This is a genomic window from Desulfosoma caldarium (assembly GCF_003751385.1).
GTDB lineage: Bacteria > Desulfobacterota > Syntrophobacteria > Syntrophobacterales > DSM-9756 > Desulfosoma > Desulfosoma caldarium.
Window position 1 is genome coordinate 192,412 of the sequence record NZ_RJVA01000011.1, and the last position, 20,204, is coordinate 212,615.

At 58.5% G+C, this 20,204-nt stretch carries 17 protein-coding genes; 13 read left to right on the forward strand and 4 right to left on the reverse strand.

All coding sequences use genetic code 11. From position 1 onward, the window contains the following. The first annotated feature begins 1,196 nt into the window (after window positions 1-1,196). Window positions 1,197-1,766, forward strand: a complete 570-nt coding sequence (locus EDC27_RS16240) for a coiled-coil domain-containing protein (RefSeq protein ID WP_211334803.1) — start codon at window positions 1,197-1,199, stop codon at window positions 1,764-1,766. A gap of 222 nt (window positions 1,767-1,988) precedes the next feature. On the opposite strand, the gene EDC27_RS17030 is transcribed toward EDC27_RS16240, so the two are convergent. Beyond that, a complete protein-coding gene (locus EDC27_RS17030; RefSeq protein ID WP_123289858.1) occupies window positions 1,989-2,240 on the reverse strand; it encodes a KH domain-containing protein in 252 nt (83 codons plus the stop codon). Here EDC27_RS17030 and EDC27_RS15975 point away from each other — a divergent pair. The 11 genes from EDC27_RS15975 to EDC27_RS06840 all read left to right on the forward strand — a co-directional run bounded on the left by EDC27_RS15975 (window position 2,127) and on the right by EDC27_RS06840 (window position 14,824). Then, window positions 2,127-2,372, forward strand: a complete 246-nt coding sequence (locus tag EDC27_RS15975; protein WP_170161655.1) for a hypothetical protein — start codon at window positions 2,127-2,129, stop codon at window positions 2,370-2,372. The genes EDC27_RS17030 and EDC27_RS15975 overlap by 114 nt on opposite strands. Before the next feature lie 789 nt (window positions 2,373-3,161). After that, on the forward strand, window positions 3,162-4,157 hold the full coding sequence (locus EDC27_RS06795) for a 3-dehydroquinate synthase II (RefSeq protein WP_123289860.1): 996 nt from the start codon (window positions 3,162-3,164) through the stop codon (window positions 4,155-4,157). Next, the gene (gene pheA, locus EDC27_RS06800; protein WP_123289861.1) at window positions 4,157-5,278 is read left to right on the forward strand and encodes a prephenate dehydratase; all 1,122 of its coding nucleotides are present in this window, start codon (window positions 4,157-4,159) and stop codon (window positions 5,276-5,278) included. Before EDC27_RS06795 ends, pheA begins: the two co-directional genes overlap by 1 nt. A 4-nt stretch (window positions 5,279-5,282) precedes the next feature. Continuing rightward, the gene (aroE, locus tag EDC27_RS06805) at window positions 5,283-6,140 is read left to right on the forward strand and encodes a shikimate dehydrogenase (RefSeq protein WP_170161656.1); all 858 of its coding nucleotides are present in this window, start codon (window positions 5,283-5,285) and stop codon (window positions 6,138-6,140) included. Next, on the forward strand, window positions 6,133-7,434 hold the full coding sequence (gene aroA / locus EDC27_RS06810; RefSeq protein ID WP_170161657.1) for a 3-phosphoshikimate 1-carboxyvinyltransferase: 1,302 nt from the start codon (window positions 6,133-6,135) through the stop codon (window positions 7,432-7,434). Before aroE ends, aroA begins: the two co-directional genes overlap by 8 nt. A 99-nt stretch (window positions 7,435-7,533) precedes the next feature. Then, the gene (gene dacB / locus EDC27_RS06815) at window positions 7,534-8,937 is read left to right on the forward strand and encodes a D-alanyl-D-alanine carboxypeptidase/D-alanyl-D-alanine endopeptidase (RefSeq protein ID WP_170161658.1); all 1,404 of its coding nucleotides are present in this window, start codon (window positions 7,534-7,536) and stop codon (window positions 8,935-8,937) included. Beyond that, window positions 8,937-9,941, forward strand: a complete 1,005-nt coding sequence (locus EDC27_RS06820) for an elongator complex protein 3 (protein ID WP_245994371.1) — start codon at window positions 8,937-8,939, stop codon at window positions 9,939-9,941. The genes dacB and EDC27_RS06820 overlap by 1 nt, the downstream gene beginning before the upstream one ends. 136 nt (window positions 9,942-10,077) lie before the next feature. Next, complete coding sequence (gene ispG / locus EDC27_RS06825; RefSeq protein ID WP_245994319.1) at window positions 10,078-11,163, forward strand: flavodoxin-dependent (E)-4-hydroxy-3-methylbut-2-enyl-diphosphate synthase; 1,086 nt, start codon at window positions 10,078-10,080, stop codon at window positions 11,161-11,163. Window positions 11,164-11,176: 13 nt separating this feature from the next. Further along, window positions 11,177-13,324: a RelA/SpoT family protein gene (locus tag EDC27_RS06830; protein ID WP_245994321.1), complete on the forward strand. Its 2,148-nt coding sequence runs from the start codon at window positions 11,177-11,179 to the stop codon at window positions 13,322-13,324. Between the two features lie 95 nt (window positions 13,325-13,419). Next, a complete protein-coding gene (locus EDC27_RS06835; protein WP_123289867.1) occupies window positions 13,420-14,034 on the forward strand; it encodes a cyclodeaminase/cyclohydrolase family protein in 615 nt (204 codons plus the stop codon). Further along, complete coding sequence (locus EDC27_RS06840) at window positions 14,015-14,824, forward strand: dihydropteroate synthase (protein ID WP_123289868.1); 810 nt, start codon at window positions 14,015-14,017, stop codon at window positions 14,822-14,824. Before EDC27_RS06835 ends, EDC27_RS06840 begins: the two co-directional genes overlap by 20 nt. Before the next feature lie 16 nt (window positions 14,825-14,840). Here the strand turns inward: EDC27_RS06840 and rpmB are convergent, their stop codons facing one another. Continuing rightward, the gene (gene rpmB, locus EDC27_RS06845) at window positions 14,841-15,035 is read right to left on the reverse strand and encodes a 50S ribosomal protein L28 (RefSeq protein ID WP_123289869.1); all 195 of its coding nucleotides are present in this window, start codon (window positions 15,033-15,035) and stop codon (window positions 14,841-14,843) included. A gap of 354 nt (window positions 15,036-15,389) precedes the next feature. On the opposite strand from rpmB, the gene EDC27_RS06850 reads away from it, so the two are divergent. Next, window positions 15,390-16,532, forward strand: a complete 1,143-nt coding sequence (locus tag EDC27_RS06850; RefSeq protein WP_170161659.1) for a response regulator — start codon at window positions 15,390-15,392, stop codon at window positions 16,530-16,532. Between the two features lie 908 nt (window positions 16,533-17,440). Here EDC27_RS06850 and EDC27_RS06855 read toward each other — a convergent pair. Both EDC27_RS06855 and EDC27_RS06860 read right to left on the reverse strand, forming a co-directional pair. Next, window positions 17,441-19,363, reverse strand: a complete 1,923-nt coding sequence (locus EDC27_RS06855) for a transglutaminase family protein (protein WP_123289871.1) — start codon at window positions 19,361-19,363, stop codon at window positions 17,441-17,443. Then, window positions 19,350-20,174, reverse strand: coding sequence for a DUF58 domain-containing protein (locus EDC27_RS06860; RefSeq protein WP_123289872.1), 825 nt, complete (start codon window positions 20,172-20,174; stop codon window positions 19,350-19,352). Before EDC27_RS06860 ends, EDC27_RS06855 begins: the two co-directional genes overlap by 14 nt. Window positions 20,175-20,204: the final 30 nt, after the last annotated feature.

The following is a 20,204-nucleotide window of genomic DNA, read 5'->3' on the forward strand; positions in this document are numbered from 1 at the left end:
GCTTTCGTGCGACAAGGGGCCAAGCCTTTAGCTTTTAGCCGTGTCCGACACGGGGTCATACCTGCCGTATATCGCTTCTTTGCTTTGAGTCGAGGTTGTGTGCGGGTGGGGTCAGACCTTTACTTTTTACCCGCAGGTTGGAAAGCAGGACATGGAGTCAAGACTCTGGCTTTCGTGCGACAAGGGGCCAAACCTTACGGGGCCATTGGGGCAGCCACAAGGGCTGCCCCTACATGGTGTCCCGGTATGAATGGGCGTGAGCAAAAGGCGGGCACCGGGTGGGGGGGCATCAGGGCAGGCGACATTCTCACCCCGTGCCCACACAAGCGGGTAGAGATCATTATAAACCGCTGCACCCATTCGGCAGCGACGTCGGCACCCATCCGGCAGCAACATTTGGACGACGTTGCGCCACAACATTCGAACCTACATCCGAATACCCAATGTAAGGGCAGCTCATGTGGCTGCCCCTGATTGCGGGCGGCAGGGTAGGGCCCGTGATGAATGGTGGATTTGTGCGATGAGATACCGCTTGACAGAAAAGGTCGCGGTTTCCTTCGTCTTGGCAAGGGGTCAGACTTTACCTTTTACCCGTGTCCGACACGGGGTCATACCTGCCGTATATCGCTTCTTTGCTTTGAGTCGAGGTTGTGGTCCTTCTCATTGTGATGCTCTCAGCTTTTGGGTTACTGTTGCATGGTATGTGATGCGCTCGATATAGTCACTATACTAATTAGACCATTAGGCGAGATTTTTATGCGCTTAAATCGCTAAGTTTAGGTAGGAAAAACCTCGCTGGCGGGGCTTCCCGCCCATCTCGACCTGGCACATGTGAAAGGGATGCGCCATGCCATGAGGCGGCATGTGAAGATTCGAGAGCGGGGCCGGCAAGGTTGGGGTGACGAGCACATGGTCATGGCGCTGATTTTGCTCAATTTGGCAGGGAGAGCGTGCGTCGCGGATCTCGATGAGCTGAAGGTCGACGAAGGGTCATGCCGAATGCTTCGTCAGGTGGAGCCCTTTGGGCTGGCCAGGCGTTGCGGTCGCGACGTGGTGAAGGTGGCGAGAGCCCCGCGGGCCCAGGGCCCCGCCAAGTTCCGCCGGTCAATAGGGGGTGATTTGGGGAAACGTGCTCACCTTGCCCGGCCCGACGCCTCGTGATAACTTGATGAGTAAATCGTCTGAGGGAGGCCGCGATGAAAAAACAACAACGCGCATGGCTTGTTGTGTTCCTCATGGCCATGTTTATCGGGGTGCTGACCGCTTCCGGCTCCGTGCTCGCCCAAGAACCAGGATTCACCCGCCAAGATCGAGATCTGCTGATCGAATTGCGCACCCGCATGCTGGAAATCGACAAGCGCTTTGAACAAATCAACAAAATCTTTGAACAGATCGACAAACGCTTTGAGCAAGTGGATAAACGCTTTGAACAGATCGAGAAACGCTTTGAACAGATCGATAAGCGCTTTGAACAGATCGATAAGCGTTTTGAGCAAGTGGATAAGCGTTTTGAGCAAGTGGATAAGCGCTTTGAGCAGCTCATGCACTTTCTGTACATTCTCGCCGGCATTTTCACGTCCCTGGTGGTGGCGGTCATTGGCTTCGCCTATTGGGACCGGCGGACCATTATCTCGCAAGCGAAAAAGGAGACCAAGGAAGACCTGGAGCGGGAAGGCCGTCTTCGGGACGTGATCCTGGCCCTGCGGGAATTTGCTGCCAAAAACGAGGATCTGGCATCTATTCTCAGGAGCTATCATCTTCTCTAGCTGCCCATCCTTTTGCATCTCGGCGCCCCACGCTTTTGCATGCCTCTTTTCACAGGCCTTCAGAGAGGAAAGCTTGAGCCGGGGGCGCGATCCAGCATATGGTCCCGAAAAGCACCGGGGCGCACAAAAAGCGTGCGCCCCGCTTAAGGACTCTGCCGTTTCTGTCCTACCTTTCCCCATGCCCGCGAGGACACCTGAGCGCACCGCCCACAGAGTCCGTTTTCACGGCGTGCCGCCGCGCACCAAAACCTCACCGCATTTCCGCGACCCTTTCCGCGGCAGGCGACATCCGATCTCCCTGAGCCCCCGCGGGTCCCGACGCGGGTTTTTCGGCACGCGCACACACAAACCCAAGGGCACGTGGCACGCCAAAAACCGTTCCACATCTTGTCGAGCGATCTGCCCAATTTCTTTGATCCGCTGACGCCCTTTGCCGATCGAGATGCCCCTTTGGATATCCCGTTTCGCATGAATAGTGGCCTAAATGCGAAGGAGGTTTTTCTCGGCCTGCTCGCGAATGTAATGACCCCCAGGAATCAAGAGCAAAAGGTGCGTTATGGTGAGCGCGCTGCTTTTGGCTTGTCTGTCCGGATCATCTTGGGGTAGCCGCCTAAGGTTGCCCCTGATTGGGGGGCACGGGGGCCAGCAGGGCAGGTACGGAGGCTGGCAGGGCAGGCACAGGGGCCTGCCCCTACACGAGACCCATCGTAGGGGTAGCCTTTCTGGTTGCCCATGATGGCCGCCCTCACGGGGGCATCGGGGCAGCCACAAGGGCTATCGGGGCAGCCACAAGGGCTGCCCCTACATGGTGTCCCGGTATGGATGGGCGTGCGCAAAAGGCGGGCACCGGGTGGGGGCGTCAGGGCAAGCGACATTCTCACCCCGTACCCATACAAGCGGGTAGAGATCCTTATATACCGCTGCACCCACTCGGCAGCGACGTCGGCACCCGTCCGGCAACAACATTTGGACGACGTTGCGCCACAACATTCGAACCCTCATCCGACCACCCAACGTAGGGGCAGTCCTTGTGGCTGCCCCTGATTGGGGGCGGCACGGTAGGGCCTGTGATGAGTGGTGGATTTGGCCGATGAGATACCGCTTGACAGAAAAGGTCGCGGTTTCCTACAAAGGGTGTGATCTTCACCGAGAAGGGTCAGCCACTATGGGACAGGCTCGAGGACAATTTTACGGCGCGTACTTTCTTAGGGGGATTACTGTGGGCTGACCCCTAAGATGTCGCGGCATGCAAAGGTGTAGCGAAACCAAGGCCGGGGGTTCAGCCCTCGGCTTTTTTTATTTATGTTTTTTTGGCCCTTTTGGTGATGGGAAAAGGTCCGTTTTGGTCGGACGAGCAGTGGGGCAGTCCGGCTCCTTACGGCGAGGGAGAAAAAGGTGAAGGAAGTTTGGGTGTGTTTGGAACGCTGGGACAAGGCGATGGTCACGGCGGCGCTTGAAGCGGGTGTGGACGCGGTGGTGGCCCCCGAAGGCATGAAAGAAGAGATTCAAGCCTTGGGGCGCATCGTGGTGGTGAGTGGCGATGGGGATTGGGTGCCCGGCCGAGATGTGCATTTCATTAATGTGCGCAGCCCGGAAGATGAGCAGAACGCGGCTCGGCTCTTGGGTCAAGGTCTTCCTGTGGCCGTGATGCACACCGATTGGGAGATCCTGCCCCTGGAAAACCTCGTGGCCCGCTCAGGCCGACTGCTGGTGGCCGTGGATTCGGAAAGTCGATTGGAGACGGCTCTGGGTATCTTGGAAAAAGGGGTATCGGGGGTTGTCGTTTGCGCCCCGGACCCACAGACCCTGAAAAAATGGGTTCAGCGGGTGCACGCCGCCGTACCTGCAGAGAATCTGGTGGATGCGGAGATTGTTTCCGTGAGGCCCGTGGGGCTTGGGGATCGCGTGTGCTTGGACACGAGCCTCATGATGCAGGATGGCCAGGGGGCTTTGGTGGGCAACAGTGCCGGTTTCTTGTTTCATGTACAGGCCGAAACCCGTCAAAATCCCTATGTGGCGCCACGGCCGTTTCGCATCAACGCCGGAGCCGTTCACGCCTACGTGAAAGTGCCCGAAGGGCGCACGCGCTACCTGTGTGAACTGGAAGCCGGGGATCGACTCCTCGTGGTAGATCCTTCCGGAACCGCCACGGAAGCCGTGGTGGGCCGCTCCAAGATCGAGAGGCGGCCCTTGCTGCTGGTGGAAGCCGTTTATGAAAACCGTTCGGGAAGCCTTCTGTTGCAAAACGCGGAAACCATCTGCCTGAGCGCCCCGGACGGCAGCGCCTTGTCCGTGACCCAGCTGAGAGTCGGCCAACGCGTTCGAGTGGCCCTGTCCTGCGAAGCCCGCCACTTCGGCATGCCGGTTTCGGAAACCATTATGGAGCGGTAATGAAAGAGCATCCTTTATCCAGGTACCGTCAAGAGATCGATGAGCTGGACATGCGCATTTTGGATCTGCTCAACCGGCGCATGCGCCTTGTCCAGGAAGTGGGACGGATCAAGGCACAACTGGGCTTGGACACCTTTGACCCGGGGCGAGAGGAGGCGGTGTGCAAGCGGCTGGTGGAAAACAATTCGGGACCTTTGAGCGATGCGTCGGTACGGGCCATTTATCGGGAGATTCTTGCCGCTTCCAGAACCCTGCAGCAGCCCCTGAAGGTCGCCTTTCTCGGCCCGCATTGGACCTATTCGCACCTGGCGGCCATTTCCGTGTTCGGTCACACGGCCCACTATATGCCTCAGGCCACATTGGTGGATGTCTTTGACATTTTGGGCAAAAAGTTGGCCCATGTGGCCGTGGTGCCCATTGAAAATTCCCTGGAAGGCGGCATCGGCCAGACCATGGATCTTTTGTACGAAAGGACCGTGCGCGTCGTGGGTGAATGCTACCTGGAGGTGGCGCATTGCCTCTGTTCGACGGCGCCCGACGTGAAAGCCATTCGTAAGATTTACGCCCATCCGCACGCGGTGGGTCAGTGTCGCCGATGGCTGTCGGAAAATCTTAGAGGCGTGGAGATCTTTGAATGCGCTTCCACGGCCCGGGCCGCTCAGTCGGCGGCAGCGGATCCGCAGTCGGCCGCCATCTGCAACACCAAGGCGGCCGAAAATCACGGGCTTCACATTGTGGCCGAGCGCATCGAAGATCACCCGGGAAACACCACGCGGTTCATCGTGCTGGGTCTAAAGGACAACGCCCCCACGGGGGACGACAAGACGTCGCTTCTTTTTGCCGTGGCCGACAAGCCGGGAGCCCTCTATAAGGTTTTGGAATCCTTCACCCATTACGGCCTCAATATGACCCGCATTGAATCGCGACCAAACCGTGTGCATCCATGGCAGTATCTATTTTTTGCCGACATTGCCGGGCATGAACAGGATGAAATCGTGCGAGCCGCTTTGAATGAAGCTTCGGAGCGCACCACCTTTTTGAAGGTGTTGGGTTCTTATCCTAGAGCCAACCCCTTGAACCCCATACGATTTGATGTGGAGCGGGCGAGATTCGGAGGATGATGGGGTGGAAGTGACGCAGGCCGCGGTGCGATCGGTGCAACACGATCTTTTTGGAGTTCTTGGCCGTCCCGCAGGGCATAGCCTGAGCCCGGCCATGATGCAGGCGGCCTTCGACGTCCTGGGGCTCAAGGCATATTACCTGGCCTTGGAAGCGGATGATCTGGCCGAGGCTCTGGCCGCGCTGGACGCCGTAGGATTTCGAGGGCTGAGCGTGACGGTTCCTTTTAAGCAGGAAGCCATGAAGTTGTGCGTTCATGTGGATGCAGCGGCCCAACGCATTGGCGCCGTCAATACGTTGCGACGCACTCAAGGCGGTTGGGAAGGGCGCAACACGGATTGGCTTGGCGCCGTCCGGGCTTTGGAACGCCAGCTTTCCCTTCAAGGTGTCACGGCGCTGGTTTTTGGTGCGGGCGGTGCCGCGCGAGGTGTGGTGTACGGATTGACGGAGGCCGGTGCCCATGTGGTCATTACAAACCGCACCGAAGATCGAGCTCGAGAACTGGCCGCCGCCTTGCCGTGTTCCTGGGTGCCGATGGAGAGCTTTCATCGAGTTAAGCCGCAGGTAGTGGTGCAGACCACCAGCGCGGGCATGTCCGGCCGTCCTTATGCCTTCCGTGTGCCTCAAAATTTCTTCACCCCGCAGATGGTGGTCATGGACATCGTGTACTCCCCCTTGGAGACGCCGTTTTTGCGCCAAGCCAAGGCGGCGGGAGCTCGCGTGGTGGACGGCCTGGAAATGCTTCTCTATCAAGGCATCGAACAGTTTTCCTGGTGGTTGAACCGTCCGGCGCCGGAAGCGGCCATGCGACAGGCCCTGCGCAGAGCGGCTCATGAGAGAAAAGGAAAGGCTGTGCATGAATGAAATGGCCGATACGCGCACCATTCCATGTGTGTCACGGGTTCGAGGCCGTGTGGCCGTGCCCGGATCCAAGTCCGTCACGCATCGTGCCCTTATTTTGGCGGCCTTGTCTGAAGAGGAATGTGTCATTGAAAACGCTTTGGACGCCGAGGACACTCGCATCACGGCCGAAGCCTTGCGCCGCCTGGGGGTGCGAATCCATTGGCACGGGACGACAATCCGCGTGCGCCCGGCGCCCCATCGGTGGATTTCCAGCCCGGAACCCCTGGCGCTGAGCAACAGCGGCACGAGTCTTCGACTGCTCATGGGTCTTGCCGCCGTGGGGCGAGGCACGTTTGTTTTTGACGGCTCGACCAGGCTTCGACAGCGTCCCGTTGGCCCTCTGGCGGATGCCCTCAAGCCCCTCGGGGTCGGCGTCCGTTTTCTGGGTCGTGATTTGTGTCCTCCTCTGGAGTTGCAAACCAACGGGCTGCATGCCGGCGAAACCCTCGTGGACGCCTCTGAAAGCAGCCAATATCTCTCTTCCCTGCTCATTGCGGCCACACAGGCTGAAGGGCCCGTTCTGGTGCGTTGGAAGGATCCTGTGGCGTCCTGGCCCTACGTGACCATCACCTTGTCCATGATGACCGAGGTGGGCCTGGAATTTTCTCACGTCGAACCGCGAGCCATACGGGTGCCGGCACCTCAGCGGCTCGGTGGTTTTCGCCTGGAAGTGGAAGGGGATTGTTCATCCGCGTCCTATTTTTGGGCGGCTTCCGCCTTGACGCGAGGCGACGTGGTCACGTACCCTCTTCACTCGAGCTCCCTTCAAGGGGATTGCCGCTTTTTGGAGGTACTGGCCTCCATGGGCTGCAGGATTCAGTGGGAAGATCGCGGCGTGCGGGTGCAGGGGCCGGATCGGCTACAGCCCGTGCATGTGGACATGAACACCATGCCGGATATGGTGCCCACCTTGGCAGTTGTGTGCGCTTTTGCGGACGGGCCGTGCACCATCGGCAATGTGGCGCATCTGCGCATCAAGGAATCCGACCGACTCGATGCGGTTGCGACGGAACTGCAGCGCCTGGGCGTTTTCGTGGAACAATACCCCGACGGGTTGCGCATTCAGGGGCCTCCTCAGCGGGGCGGCGCCATCAACACCTACAACGATCATCGCATCGCCATGGCCTTTGCCGTCTTGGGCTTGAAAGTTCCGGGGACGATGATTCGTGGCGCTTCCACGGTATCCAAATCCTTTCCTGAATTTTGGGCGGCATTGCATGATCTGCTGCAGCAGTCTCGGCAAGAAAATGCGTGACGGCACGAATCCATGCTGAAGGCTCAAAAAGTTTTTTGGGGATGGGTCGGATTCTGCCTCCTGGGCGCGGTGCTTACAGGGGCCGCAGAATCATGGGCCGTGACGGAAACGAAAAGCACGAAGGCACGGGCTTCCAAGGCGTCCACGTGGGCAGAACATCGGCAAGCGATGCGAGCCGTCTGCGATGATCTGAGCGTTCAGGTGGTGGCTCTTCCCTCCGGAACCATCCTCTGGGAAAACCAAGCTCACAAGCCTTTGGTACCGGCCTCGCTCACAAAACTGCTCACCAGCTACGCGGCGCTTAAGGTTCTAGGGCCCGACTATCGGTTCCGCACGGAAATCTGGGCCGAGTGCAAACCGGTTCAGGGCGTGGTGTCAGGAAGCCTGTGGATCAAGGGCTATGGGGATCCTTTTCTTATTCCCGAACGGATTTGGATTCTGGCCCAGAAAGTGCGATCTCAGGGCATAGAAAAAGTCCTGGGAGGCATCTATGTGGATGATTCGGCGTTTGATCCACCTTTGGAGCATCTGTGCCTGGACAATCGATGCGATCGTCCTCACAACCCGCTGATCTCGGCCACGGCCTTCAACAACAACACGGTGAGTGTGGAAATCGTTCCGGGAAAAGCCGGCCCGGCGGCTCCTAACCTTCGAACCTTTCCTCCCACGGACTATGTGGTGTTTTGCCAAGCATGGCAGGCACAGGCTAAAAATCCTCGGGTTGGGCTTGAGTCCCTAGGGGTCGGGGACGACGGGCGGGAAACCTTTCGCGTTTACGGCAAGAAACCGGGTGAGGCTTTTCTGCCGGCGGAATACCGCATGAACATTCAGGACCCTCAACGGTTTGCCGCGCTCACTTTTCGGCGCGCTCTCAAAGACGCCGGCACCGAGGTGCAAAGCGCCGACGCGGGCTCAAGGCCTCTGCCTCCACAGGCTTTCTTGGTCTATCGTTTCGAATCGCCTCCGCTGAGTGATGTCCTTTACGGTTTGAACCGATACAGCAACAATTTTATGGCGGAAATGATGCTGCGCGTGCTGGGATTCCATGTTTATGGGCCGCCGGGTTCTTTGGCCAAAGGCTGTCGCGCCGTTGAGAATGTGCTGGTGGGTCTAGGCATCCCCACGGCCGAGGCGATTTTGGACTCGGGATCGGGCCTCACCCGCTCCACACGGGTGAGCGCCGCCACTTTCAACGCGGTGCTCATGGCGGCGCATCGAGACTGGGGCGTGGGCCCGGAATTTCTGGCTTCTTTGGCCCGTTCCGGAGAAGAAGGCACCTTGCGCAAGCGCATGAAGGCTTGTGCGGCGGACTATACCATTCGAGGCAAAACAGGCACGTTGAAGGACGTGGTAAGCTTTAGTGGCTATATCGGCAACCTTTTCGGCACCGCCTACGCCGTGACGGTGATCATGAACGGCGTGGCGGCCCCGTGGAAGGCGCGGGAAGCCTTGGACGCCTTTGTCACCGATATTCCTCGCCTCGCGGCGGCCAAAGGGCCATGATGTGGATTTATCCCGTTTTTCTTCCCCATGAGGGCTGCCCTTTTCGATGCGTGTACTGTGACCAGCAGGCCATCACTTCCGTGTCAGGTTCCGTCGTTTGGAAAGCCGCGATGGACCAAGTGATGGAGATGGCGCAAAGGGCTTTGGGCAACCAACAGCCCGGGGAAATAGCCTTTTACGGCGGAACCTTTACGCAGATTCCCGCAGAGGCCTTGGATCGGCTCTTGCGTGAGGCAGCGCAGTGGGTGCAGCGCGGCGCCTTTACGGGCATTCGGTTTTCCACGCGGCCCGATGCCCTTGGACCCACGGTGGTGGCAAAGCTCGTGCCTTTTCCCGTGCGCACGGTGGAAATCGGAGCTCAAAGCTTGGATGACCGCGTGCTGGTCAGGTGCGGGCGAGGCCATACGGTGCGCCATGTGGCCGAAGCCATGAACAGGGTTCGGGCGGCAGGCTGGGCCGTGGGTCTGCAACTCATGGTAGGGCTTCCCGGCGAAGACCGTCGCTCCTTCGAAAAAACCTTGAAGCAAGCCCTCGTGCTGGCTCCGGACTTTGTTCGGTTGTATCCCACACTGGTGCTTCGAGGGACCGTCTTGGAACAGTGGGTGCACAGGGGACTTTACTCGCCCTTGACGTTGGATGAAGCGGTGGAGCGGTGCGCTCGAGCCTGTGAACTTTTTGCCGAAAGAGGCATTCCGGTGATTCGTATCGGTGTGCAGACCACGGAAACCTTGCGACGCCCGGGCTTCGTGGTGGCCGGTCCCAATCATCCCTCTCTGGGCTACCTCGTGCGCGTGCACTTATGGAGGCGCCGCGTGGACGGAGTCATGGCCCAAGGGCGTTTTAAGGGACGGAGCGTGGAAATTCATGCCCCGAAGCATCGACTGAGCGAGCTTATCGGCCCCGGCCGTTCCAATCTGACGTACTGGAAGAATCGGTGGCATCTGGGCTCGGTTCAGGTCGTGGGTGTGGAAGGAAAGGACGATGTGTCCGTTCATGAACCGTAAGGTGCCTTCATGAGGTAGGTGAAAGGGGTCCGTGGCTTGCCGTGGAAAATTTACGGCGGCCTTTTGAAGCGGGATCGGTTGCTGAAGCGGGTCGAGCTCGTTACAATCCTCGGCGAACATGGCTAGGGAGGATTCTGTGCCGGGAAGACCGCGCCGTCGAGTTTCACGTCAGATTCGTGTGGGCCATGTGCCCGTTGGGGGTGATGCACCCGTGGTGGTCCAGTCCATGACCAACACGGATACACGCCATGTGGCCGCAACCGTTTCGCAGATTCAAAGACTGGTGCAGGCGGGATGCGAAATTGTTCGCGTGGCGGTGCCCAATGCGGAAGCCGTGGAAGCCCTTGGCCAAATCAAGAAACACGTGACGGTGCCGATCATTGCCGACATTCACTTCGACTACCGTCTGGCTCTGGGGGCCTTGCGGGCCGGAGCCGACGGGCTTCGCATTAATCCAGGAAACATTGGAGAGCCGGACAAGGTGCGCCGCGTGGCCCAAGAAGCGCGGGATCGCGGTGTGCCCCTTCGCATTGGGGTCAACAGCGGCTCGGTGGAGCGGGATCTTTTGGCCAAGTACGGAGGGCCCACGGCCGAGGCCATGGTGGAAAGTGCCCAAAGGCACATGGACTTTGTGGCGGACTGCGGCTTGACGGACTTCAAGGTTTCTTTGAAATCATCCGATGTTTTGACAACCGTGGAAGCCTATCGCCAATTGGCAAGGTGTTCCGACGTTCCCCTGCATGTGGGGGTGACCGAAGCGGGTCCCATCGTTTTGGGGGCCGTCAAATCCGCTTTGGGTATCGGTCTTTTGCTGGCGGAAGGCATCGGGGACACCATTCGGGTTTCCGTGACGGCCGATCCCGAAGAAGAACTGCCCATCGCCTATGCCATTCTGCGTTCCTTGGGACTCAGGGACCGCGGTGTCGACGTCATTAGCTGCCCCACCTGCGGCCGCACCGAATGGAAGCTCATGGACGTGGTGCAGGACGTGGAACGGCGACTTCGGCACATTGCCACCCCGATCAAGGTGGCGGTCATGGGCTGCGCCGTCAACGGCCCGGGAGAGGCTCGAGAAGCGGACGTGGGCATTGCGGGGGGGCGAGGCCAGGGAATTCTGTTCAAGAAAGGTCAACTTGTGGAAAAGGTGCCTGAAGAAAGGGTCCTGGAACGATTGCTTCAGGAAGTGCAGGCCATGACGCAAGAGAGCCTAGACGGGTCATGAGGCGAAAGAGACGGTGACGCAGTATTTCCAGATCGAGGATCAGGTCTTGCGCTATTTTCCCGAAGCGGACGTGGCCTTGATGCGGCGGGCTTACAGCCTATGTGCCCAAGCGCACCGTGGTCATGCCAGATTGCCCTCGGAACCGTACCTGGAACATTACCTGGAAACCGCCTCCCTCATGGCCCGGCTTCAGATGGACGATCACACGGTGGCGGCCTGCTTTCTTCATGATGTTCTGGATGATGACATTCTATCCGAGGACGACCTCAAGGATCAGATGGGTGAGCATGTGGCGGGCATCATAGCCGGCGTGCATCGCGTCTCGCAGCTTCGCCTCGAGGAGGGAAAAGAAAAACAGGCGGAAGATCTGCGCAAGATGATTCTGGCCATGGTGCGAGATGTGCGCGTCATTTTCATCAAGCTGGCCGATGTGCTTCATGACACGCGCGTGGTGCACCGCTTTCCCGAGGGAGAAAAAGCCGCTTTGGCCCGTGAGGCCATGGAAATCTATGCCCCGTTGGCCAGCCGCTTGGGCGTCGAATGGATGAAGGTGGAATTGGAAGACCGAGCCTTTGCCGTCCTGTATCCCGACGCTTTTGCGGAACTTCAAACTCGCCTGCAGAAGACGGAAGTGGAAAGGCGCCGTTACATCGAGGAAGTTCGGGGCATTCTCACGGAGAAACTGCAGGAAAATGGCCTCAATGGCCGTGTGCTCGGACGGTCGAAGCATCTTTACAGCATTTACCGAAAGATGGTCGCCCAGCATCTGGACCTGGATCGCATCTACGACCTCATCGCTTTTCGCATCATCACGGATTCCGTCCCGGCCTGCTACGAAATCCTGGCCTTGGTGCACGCCCTGTGGGAACCCGTGCCGGGACGATACAAGGACTATATCGCTCGGCCCAAAGCCAACATGTACCAGTCCTTGCACACCACGGTCATCGGGCCGCATCAGGAACGCATGGAAGTCCAGATTCGAACGGAAGAGATGGACCGCGTGGCCAACGAAGGGATTGCGGCCCACTGGCTTTACAAGGAAGGGCGCCCCCTGGAAGGGGTGAGTCGCGAGGAGACGGAACGGTTTTCGTGGTTGCGCCAACTTCTGGAACCCGAAAAGGGCTGGAGAAATCCCAAGCGTTTTTTTGAAAGCTTTCAGCTCGATCTCTATCCCGACGAAGTGTACGTCTTTTCTCCCGACGGCGATGTGAAAGTCTTGCCCCGCGGCGCGACACCCATCGACTTTGCCTACGCCGTGCACACAGAAGTGGGGCACCGGTGCGTGGGGGCACGGGTCAACGGCAAGATCCTGCCGTTGCGCTCCGAGCTTCGCAGCGGGGACGTGGTGGAAATCATCACCGCTCCCAACCACAAGCCCAGCAAGGATTGGCTCAATTTTGTCAAGAGCAGCAAGGCACGAAGCCGCATTCGCCATTGGTTCAAGACGGAAGAGCGCGATCGGTCCATCGCCTTGGGCCGGGAAATCTGCGAACGGGAATTTCGCAAACGAGGCCTCCATTTCAACCACTACATCAATTCCCCGGAACTGTTGGAAGCGGCACGCCAGTTTTCCTTGCGCACCGTCGACGATCTTTTGGCCAGCATCGGCTACAAGAAGGTTTCCCCCGTGCAGCTCATTGGACGGCTGCCTTTGCCGGAACCGGAAGAGGAAGAGCCGCGGGAGGAAAAACCTTCGGAACGGAAAAAACCGGTCAAGCCGGATGAAGGCATTCGCGTGCAAGGCGTGGACGATGTGCTCTTTCGCATGGCCAAGTGCTGCAATCCCCTGCCCGGAGAACCCATCGTGGGCTACATCACACGAGGCCGCGGCGTGACCATACATCGGCGTTCCTGCAAGAATGTCGGAAGCTGGGACGCAGAGCGCCAGATCGAGGTGCAATGGGATACCGGGGAAGCTCAAACCTATCCTGTGGACATCAAGGTGGTCTACGACGGGGATCGCGCCACGGTGGGGGCATTGAGCACGCTGCTGGGACAGCTGGATGTGACCGTGAACGATTTTCGCATTCACCGTCATGAGTCCGGCCTGGCACAGTGCCGATTTCGCGTGGAAATTCGAGACAGTGAGCACCTGAACCGGGTGATGACCGCGCTTCGAAATGAAAAGAACGTCTACGAAGTGGTGCGGGTCGGTGAATGAATCGAGCGATGGTGGTCAAGAAAAATCCTGAAAGGGCATTCCGTAGGAGCCTTTTGTCAGCAGGAACCGAGTGCTTTCAAGGAGCGTGATGCCGCGTGTCGGAGCCATGGAACGACGCCTTTCTGAAGGCACTGCAGGAGCCGAGGCCCGATCCGGGTGGAGGGTCCGCCGCCGCTCATGGCGGCCTGATGGCCTTGTGTCTTCTGCATAAGGTGGCGGCGCTGGAAGCAAAACGGGCTGCAAGAACTTCGACGGTCGGCCGATGGTGGAACGAGACGCTCCAGGAAATCCGTTCCTTGGCCGAGGCCTTTCGTCGGTGGCGTCAAGATGACGCGGTGGCGTACCAAAAGCTGGCCCAAGTCCATAAGATGGAAGCATCCCATGCGGTTCGGGATAGCGCTGCCACGGAGGCGGCAAAGATCCCCTTGGCCATCATGAAAACCGCGGCGAGCGCCTTGAAAATGGCCGTAGCCATCGGCGACCGATGCGCGCGCCATTTGACCGCCGATGTGGCCGTGGCGGCGGAATTCTTGGGATCGGCGCTGCACGGCGCTTTTTGGATCGCTTTGGCCAATGCAGAATGCCTGCACGATGCCAAAAGTCGAGAAGATCTTCGGCGGATGCTTCGGAAACAGCGGGAGGAAGGGGAAGAAACACTGCGCGTGGTGAGACACAGCCTCAAGGATCGTTGTGAAGCTGGCCGCCGATAACCTCAATGCCTTGAACCCGCGAGTGGCGCAGGCCCTTCGCGACCTGGACCCGGTGCCCATTCGAGAACTGGTGCAGCGGTGCACCTCGCCTGGTGTGGACTGGATCGACCTCAATCCCGGCTACCTTTCCAAGCGCCACTATGATCGCATGGCTTTTTTGGTGGAAACGGTGGAAGCCGTCACGGATCGAGGACTCATTTTGGACAGCCCAAACCCTGAGGTTTTAGCCCGAGGTTTGGCTGCATGCCGCAAGACACCCGTGCTGAGCGCCCTGTCTCGAGAGCCGCACAAGATCGATGGCCTTCTTCCTCTGGCGGTGGCCTACGGCACACCGCTGGTGGTGCTTCTCATGGATGAGCGGTCTCGAGTTCCCGTGTCCATGGAAGAGCGCCTGGCCCTTGCCGTGGAGCTTCGAGAAACGGCCATGGCGGTGGGAGTGGCGCCGCACCGGTTGATCTTCGATCCGGTCCTGCCCAATCTCAGTTGGCCCGATGCGGCAGAACATGTGCGCGAAGTGGTCAAAACCGTGCGCATGCTTTCGGGCGGGTCGATTTTTCCCGAACCCGCTCGGACCATGGTGGGACTATCCAACCTGCGAAGCGGCCTGAGAAAAAGATACCCTTTGGATGTGGAAATACGGTGCCTGGCGGTGTTGGCCGGAGCCGGCCTGGACACGGTCCTTGCGGACACGGTCCAGCCGGATTTTCTTGGGGCTTACAAAGCGATCAACCGTCTCGTGGCGGATGAGGAAACCAATGGACGATTCCCGGCACCCCATGAGAGGGACTGACGGGTACAGGGCGGTTTCAGGCGGGTTTCACCACCATGCCGGAACGAAGGCAACGGGTGCAGACGCGCACGCGGCGAACTGTACCATCGGAATAAACATGGCGCACGCGCTGCAGATTGGGATACCAAACCTTCTTGGTCTTGTTGTTGGCGTGACTCACGTTATGCCCCACATGAGGCGTCTTTCCACAAAATTGGCATGTGCGACTCATGACGTGGTCCTTTCCTGACGTATCGAATTTATCCGATCGATATTTCAATTATTTTACGTTCCTCATGGGCTTCAACGTAACGAATCGACTCTGTTAGCATAAGGCCCTCTGGAGGGCAAGATTTTTTTCCGCGTCTTCGCCGACACGGGATCAAGGCCGAAGGGGGGGATGGCGTGGTGCGGCGTGCGGCGCTATCCCCTCTTCGCGTGGAGCGTAGAGGATGCCGTGCTGACTTTGGGGCCTGCGAGAGCGATCAAAGTCTCTCGTTTTGGCGGCAAATGTGTTATGGAAGGATTCACGTGCGGTTGGTGCTCAGGGTTCAGAAAAGAAAAGGCGTGGTTGAAAGAGGCTGATGTGAACGACGAGATCGTGACCAAACCTTTTCACGTGCTTGTGGTCTTCGGGGATGCGCCACTGCGTCGAACCATCAAGGCAACCCTTCGCCAACTGGGGTATCAGGGCGTGCATGCTGTGGAAAACGGTGTGGAAGCCCTGCAGTGGCTGGATTCGGGGCAGAAGGTCGATGTGATCATCACGAGTTTGCACAGGACCCGTCTGGACGGTTTTGAGCTGCTGGAAAGGATTCGTTCGCAGCCGAACACCAAAAATCTTCCTGTGGTGCTCGTGGCAGGAAAGGCGACGGAACAACTGGTGGCGCAAGCCATTGAAACGGATGCCGACGGTTATGTCTTGATGCCCTTTACCCCGGCCGATTTGGAGCGTCGCATCGACGAACTGATAGAGCGACGCACCAAGCCGAGCCTTTATCAGCAACTGCTTTCGTCCGGGCAGGCCACTCTAGAGACGGCGCCTCAGGAATCGATCATGTGGTTTCGGGAGGCCGTCCATGAAAATCCCTCCAACCCCATCGGCCATTACTGGCTCGGGCAGGCTTTGGAAAGAGCGGGTCTCATGGATGAGGCGCAAAAAGCCTACCGCACGGCGGTGGAGCTGAATCCCTTGCACGTCAAATCCATGGATCGGCTGAGGGAGTTTTACCGAAAAAGTGGCCGCACGGATGAGCTCTACGACATCCTGACGCGCATGTATCGTGCCCGTCCCGATCGGCGCGATGTGGCTCTGGAACTGGGACCTTTGGCCTTGGCCAAAGGGGATGTGGAACGAGGCATCGCGTGTTTTGAATTTTTAGTGGGCAGCGTGCGGAATCGGCCCAAGGCTTTGGGGGCGGTTCTGGCGCGATTTTACCGGTTCGACGTGCTTCGGGCCGATGTGGCGCGTCTAGCCATGAGCGTTTATCTCGAGGCTGTGGAAAAAGATGCGGAAGCCGCCTATCTTTTGGCTCAGATTCTGACCGCCTGCGACCATGCGGCGCAGGCGCGAGACGGCCTGGTGAAGCTTCTCAGGCGTTCCAAAGAATTTGAAAAACCCTTCGTCATCAAGGTTCATCTTCTTTTGGCCCATATCTACGATAAGGTTGGCATCGAAAGGCTGGCCAAAGAACATCGCGAGACCGCCCGATCACTTCAGGCATCTTAAGGCTGCGCACAAGGGACTCAGGCATAGAGAGCGGCCACCGCCTTCCGTGCGAGCATAGATCGCGCGTGGACGCGCCGCAGCTTTTGCCGACCATGGGATTCAAGGCCCGGGTCACCGGGTTCCAGAATAAGGCCACCGTGCGCTGCCACTGGCGATGTTGCAGCGTAACCACGGCTTGAACCACGCCCACCAAAAGCCGTAAGGCCCCAGATGGGCTGACGGTCAGGCGGATCTCGTATTTCTGTTGCAGACCTTCGATCTTGGGGGAGGCTTCCTCGGGCAAAGCCTGAACCTTGGCCAGCCGGTCCGCTTTTTGCGCTTTGCCCAGTGTGGGATGCTTCAATTCGGAGCTCATTTCTTCTTCCAAAGCCTGACAATATTTCCCGCGTGTGGAGCACATCCCGCCGAAGCCTTCGGTGCATGTTTTCGATAAAATCATGCAAGTCCTGTAGGGCCAGGGTTGGCGCGAAGCGGGCCGGCCTTCACGGCATATTCGATGTCTTTGGATAAATGCTCAGTGACATTGTTCGGGACGAAACATGCGCATTGAAACCAGAACCAGTTGTCCGCCCCCCAACCACGGCTCCCGTCTTTTCCCGGGCTGCCAGATGGCCTGTCCCTCCTTGCGTTCATCGCTCAAGGCCGTGTAATGGGCATAATGTCTTAGTTCAACGGGAGTTGGAATTTTCCATGTTGAAAATTAGCTAGTCCCATGCCGTTGCTGAGCATTCAGCACGGAAGACCTTTGCTGTTGGCCCTCATGATCCGATAGTATATAGTATGGCCAGAGCCGGCGTCAGGGCTAAGCCCCTGGGGCGCGTCGCCTTGAGGCAACTTTTGGGCCACGCTGGTGAGACATTAGGCCAACGGCGGACGTGTGTTTAGCAGGCTTTACGGCGCACAGTGCGTCACAGCTTTCGAAGATGTTCTTGAAGGGCGCGGAGGGTGTTTTTGTCCAGGTTTTGGTCTCGGTACACGGCGCGTTCAAAGCGTTGCGCAAAACGCATGGCGCGGTCTCGAAGATCGGGATCGTCGATGGCCTTGGCCGCCTCTGCCACCCCCTGGCATTCCTTCAAGACATACCCGTGGCGCAAAAGGCGGCGGGCGTAGGCTCGGCGAAGCCGTTGCGCCGGTTGATGCTTGGGTCGATGCCAAGCCGCCAGAGCAAAGCACACAAGAGCGAAAAGTCCAAGGATGACCACGCCCGCCGAACGCAGCCGGCCTGCCGAAAAAATGTGGGGCTTTTCGGAAAAAGATGTTGCCAGAGCTCGAGCGCGTCGCAGCACGGAAAACTGTTTTTCCACGTCATAGTCCACGACGATGCGAAACCAGTAGTAGTTGAGCGTATCCATAAAGACGCGCCATCGAGCCAGCAGAGACCGAATGTAGAGTTGCGCCGGCGTGAGCGCGGCGGCCGGTGTGGGGTCCACTCGAAGCCAACCTTGGCCGTCCAGGTACACCTCGGTCCACACATGCGCGTGCTTTTGCAAAACAAGGTAGTATCCGCCCGTTTCATTGTAGTAACCGCCTCGGTAGCCCCCCACGAGCCGTGCGGGCACCCCCGCAAGACGTGCCAGAACCGCCAGGGCCGACGCAAAATATTCGCAGTTGCCTCGCCGGTCTTTCAGCAAAAAGGTCTCCAGATCTTTAGGAAGATTTTCCAAGGCGTAGTGAAAGTCCGAGGATTGCAAAAAAGCGGTGATGGCCTCCACGCGCTTGGCCGGCGATGGCTCATGAGCCCAAGACTGCGCCAGGTCCACCACGCGGAGCGATATCGAAGGCGGAAGATCCAGCAGTTCCGGGCCAGGAGGGTCTTCTTCCACAAAAGGCGTCACGGGCCGGGACCACACCACATAGCGGGTTTTTTTAAAGAGCGGTGAGAAAACGCGAAAGGTGCCATGGCCTCTCGTTCGCGTGGGAAGGCGTTCCACGGCCACCGGACGATCCAACCCGAAGAGCACATCCATGCCAAAGGGTTCCATAAAAATCGTCTGCCGCACATCACCGGCTTTCTTCTCGGCCCCATTGGGAAAGACCACCGTTTCCCGCCCAGAAGAGGGGCGCCATCGCGTGCCGTCGAACTCGTCAAAGACCATGCCGCGCCAGTACAAATCCTTGAAGGCCACCGGAGCCATCTGGGCTCGAAACACCACGGCGGCGTCTTCCTGAATGGAGGTTACGTCCCCAAGACTGACCGTATCCGAGAAACCGGATCGTCCCATGCCCGCTTTGCCAAAAGCCCACAAGAGATTCAGAAGCGGAAAATTGGTCCTCGGCAGAATGAAAAAGAGGATCAAGGCCACGGGAACGGTCAGGGTTCCGATGGCCATGGCCACAGCGGACAACTGCGCCACGGCCTTCACGGGAAGTTGTCCCAAAGGGTCGGCGGCTTCCAGGGTGAGCAGAAGCAGGGATAGGGTGAGCAGAAGGGCCAGGGGAACGAGAAAGAACAGAAATGAGATGCTCATGGACATAAGGCCCAAGCCCAAGAGCAAAAAGAGACACAGGAGATAAACCTGCAGATAGTCCCGCTGAAACTGGGCTTCCAGGAGTTTGATGCCCAGAAGCACCAGCACGCCGTCCACCAAGGGTTCCACCAAAAGGTCCGCGCGGATTCGAGAAAGGGAGAGCCCCATGACGGCCAGCGCAAGCCCGTTGAGGAGATGCCTCGACACCGAAAAGGGCCTCAAAAAATGCCTCACCGCCGAAAGCGCTGCAAGCGCCGCAAAGGCGGCGTCTGCCAACGGGTGCACGAACTCAAAGACGGCCCCGTAGCTCAAGGCTGCGGACACATAGGTGACGGATAAAAGGACCGTTCTAGTCTTGACCATGAAGGGCCAACGCCTTCAAGAGTTCTCTTTTATGCGGCAAAGACGCCTTGGGTTCGTAGATTTGGCCTTCCAGAACCAACCCGACGGCCTTTCCGCGACGCACGGCCCAGTTGATGACAAAAGCGGCGCAGGACAAACGGCTTTCCCAATTTTTTCCGGGCAGGTGCGCCACATTCACCACCATGGCGTCTTCGGTGGTGATGGAAAATTCCTTGGTGAGCCATCGGTCGGTTCGCGCCGAACACTTCCAGTGAATCTTCTTGAGTGGATCCCCTGCCTGGTACTCTCGAATGCTGCGAAGATCGTGCTCTTCGCCCGTGCGGTGTTCCAAGGACTTGTCTTCACCGTGATCGGTTTGCGCGAAAGGTTTTGTGGCCGGCCGGCATGGCACCGGTTTGGGATAAACGATCACCGTTGGCAAAGGGCTCAAGAGGCGGGTTCGCTCAAAAAAGCCGAAAGGAAAGGGAGACGCCACCCAGACGGGCACGGAAGGAAAGGCCCCTCGCCGTTCAAAGCGCACCGGAATCGTTCGCCTCTTCTCCGAGGCGCGCTCCACGTAGGTAAACAGAACCTTTTCCGAGCCCACATGCACGTACACCAGGTAGATGGGAAAAAAACGACGCCGGTTTCGCACCCGCACGATCACCGGCGCCGGCGTTTTGGCATAGATTTCTTCGGGCAGAGAAACGCTCACGTCCACCGCTTCCAGGTTGGATTTTCCCGCGATGCCCGAAAGGAGCATGAAGCCCAGAAGTGTGGACGTGATGACATAGATCAGGTTGTTGGCCGTGTTGACGGCGGCAATGCCCACGGCGATGGTCAGAAGGATGTAGATGGCTCC

Bases quoted from the DNA above. Each gene is read 5' to 3' on its own strand.
- EDC27_RS16240 (WP_211334803.1), top strand. From the start codon at position 1,197: ATGAAAAAACAACAACGCGCATGGCTTGTTGTGTTCCTCATGGCCATG.
- pheA (WP_123289861.1), top strand. From the start codon at position 4,157: ATGAAAGAGCATCCTTTATCCAGGTACCGTCAAGAGATCGATGAGCTG.
- aroA (WP_170161657.1), top strand. From the start codon at position 6,133: ATGAATGAAATGGCCGATACGCGCACCATTCCATGTGTGTCACGGGTT.
- EDC27_RS06820 (WP_245994371.1), top strand. From the start codon at position 8,937: ATGTGGATTTATCCCGTTTTTCTTCCCCATGAGGGCTGCCCTTTTCGA.
- rpmB (WP_123289869.1), bottom strand. From the start codon at position 15,035: ATGAGTCGCACATGCCAATTTTGTGGAAAGACGCCTCATGTGGGGCAT.
- EDC27_RS06855 (WP_123289871.1), bottom strand. From the start codon at position 19,363: ATGGTCAAGACTAGAACGGTCCTTTTATCCGTCACCTATGTGTCCGCA.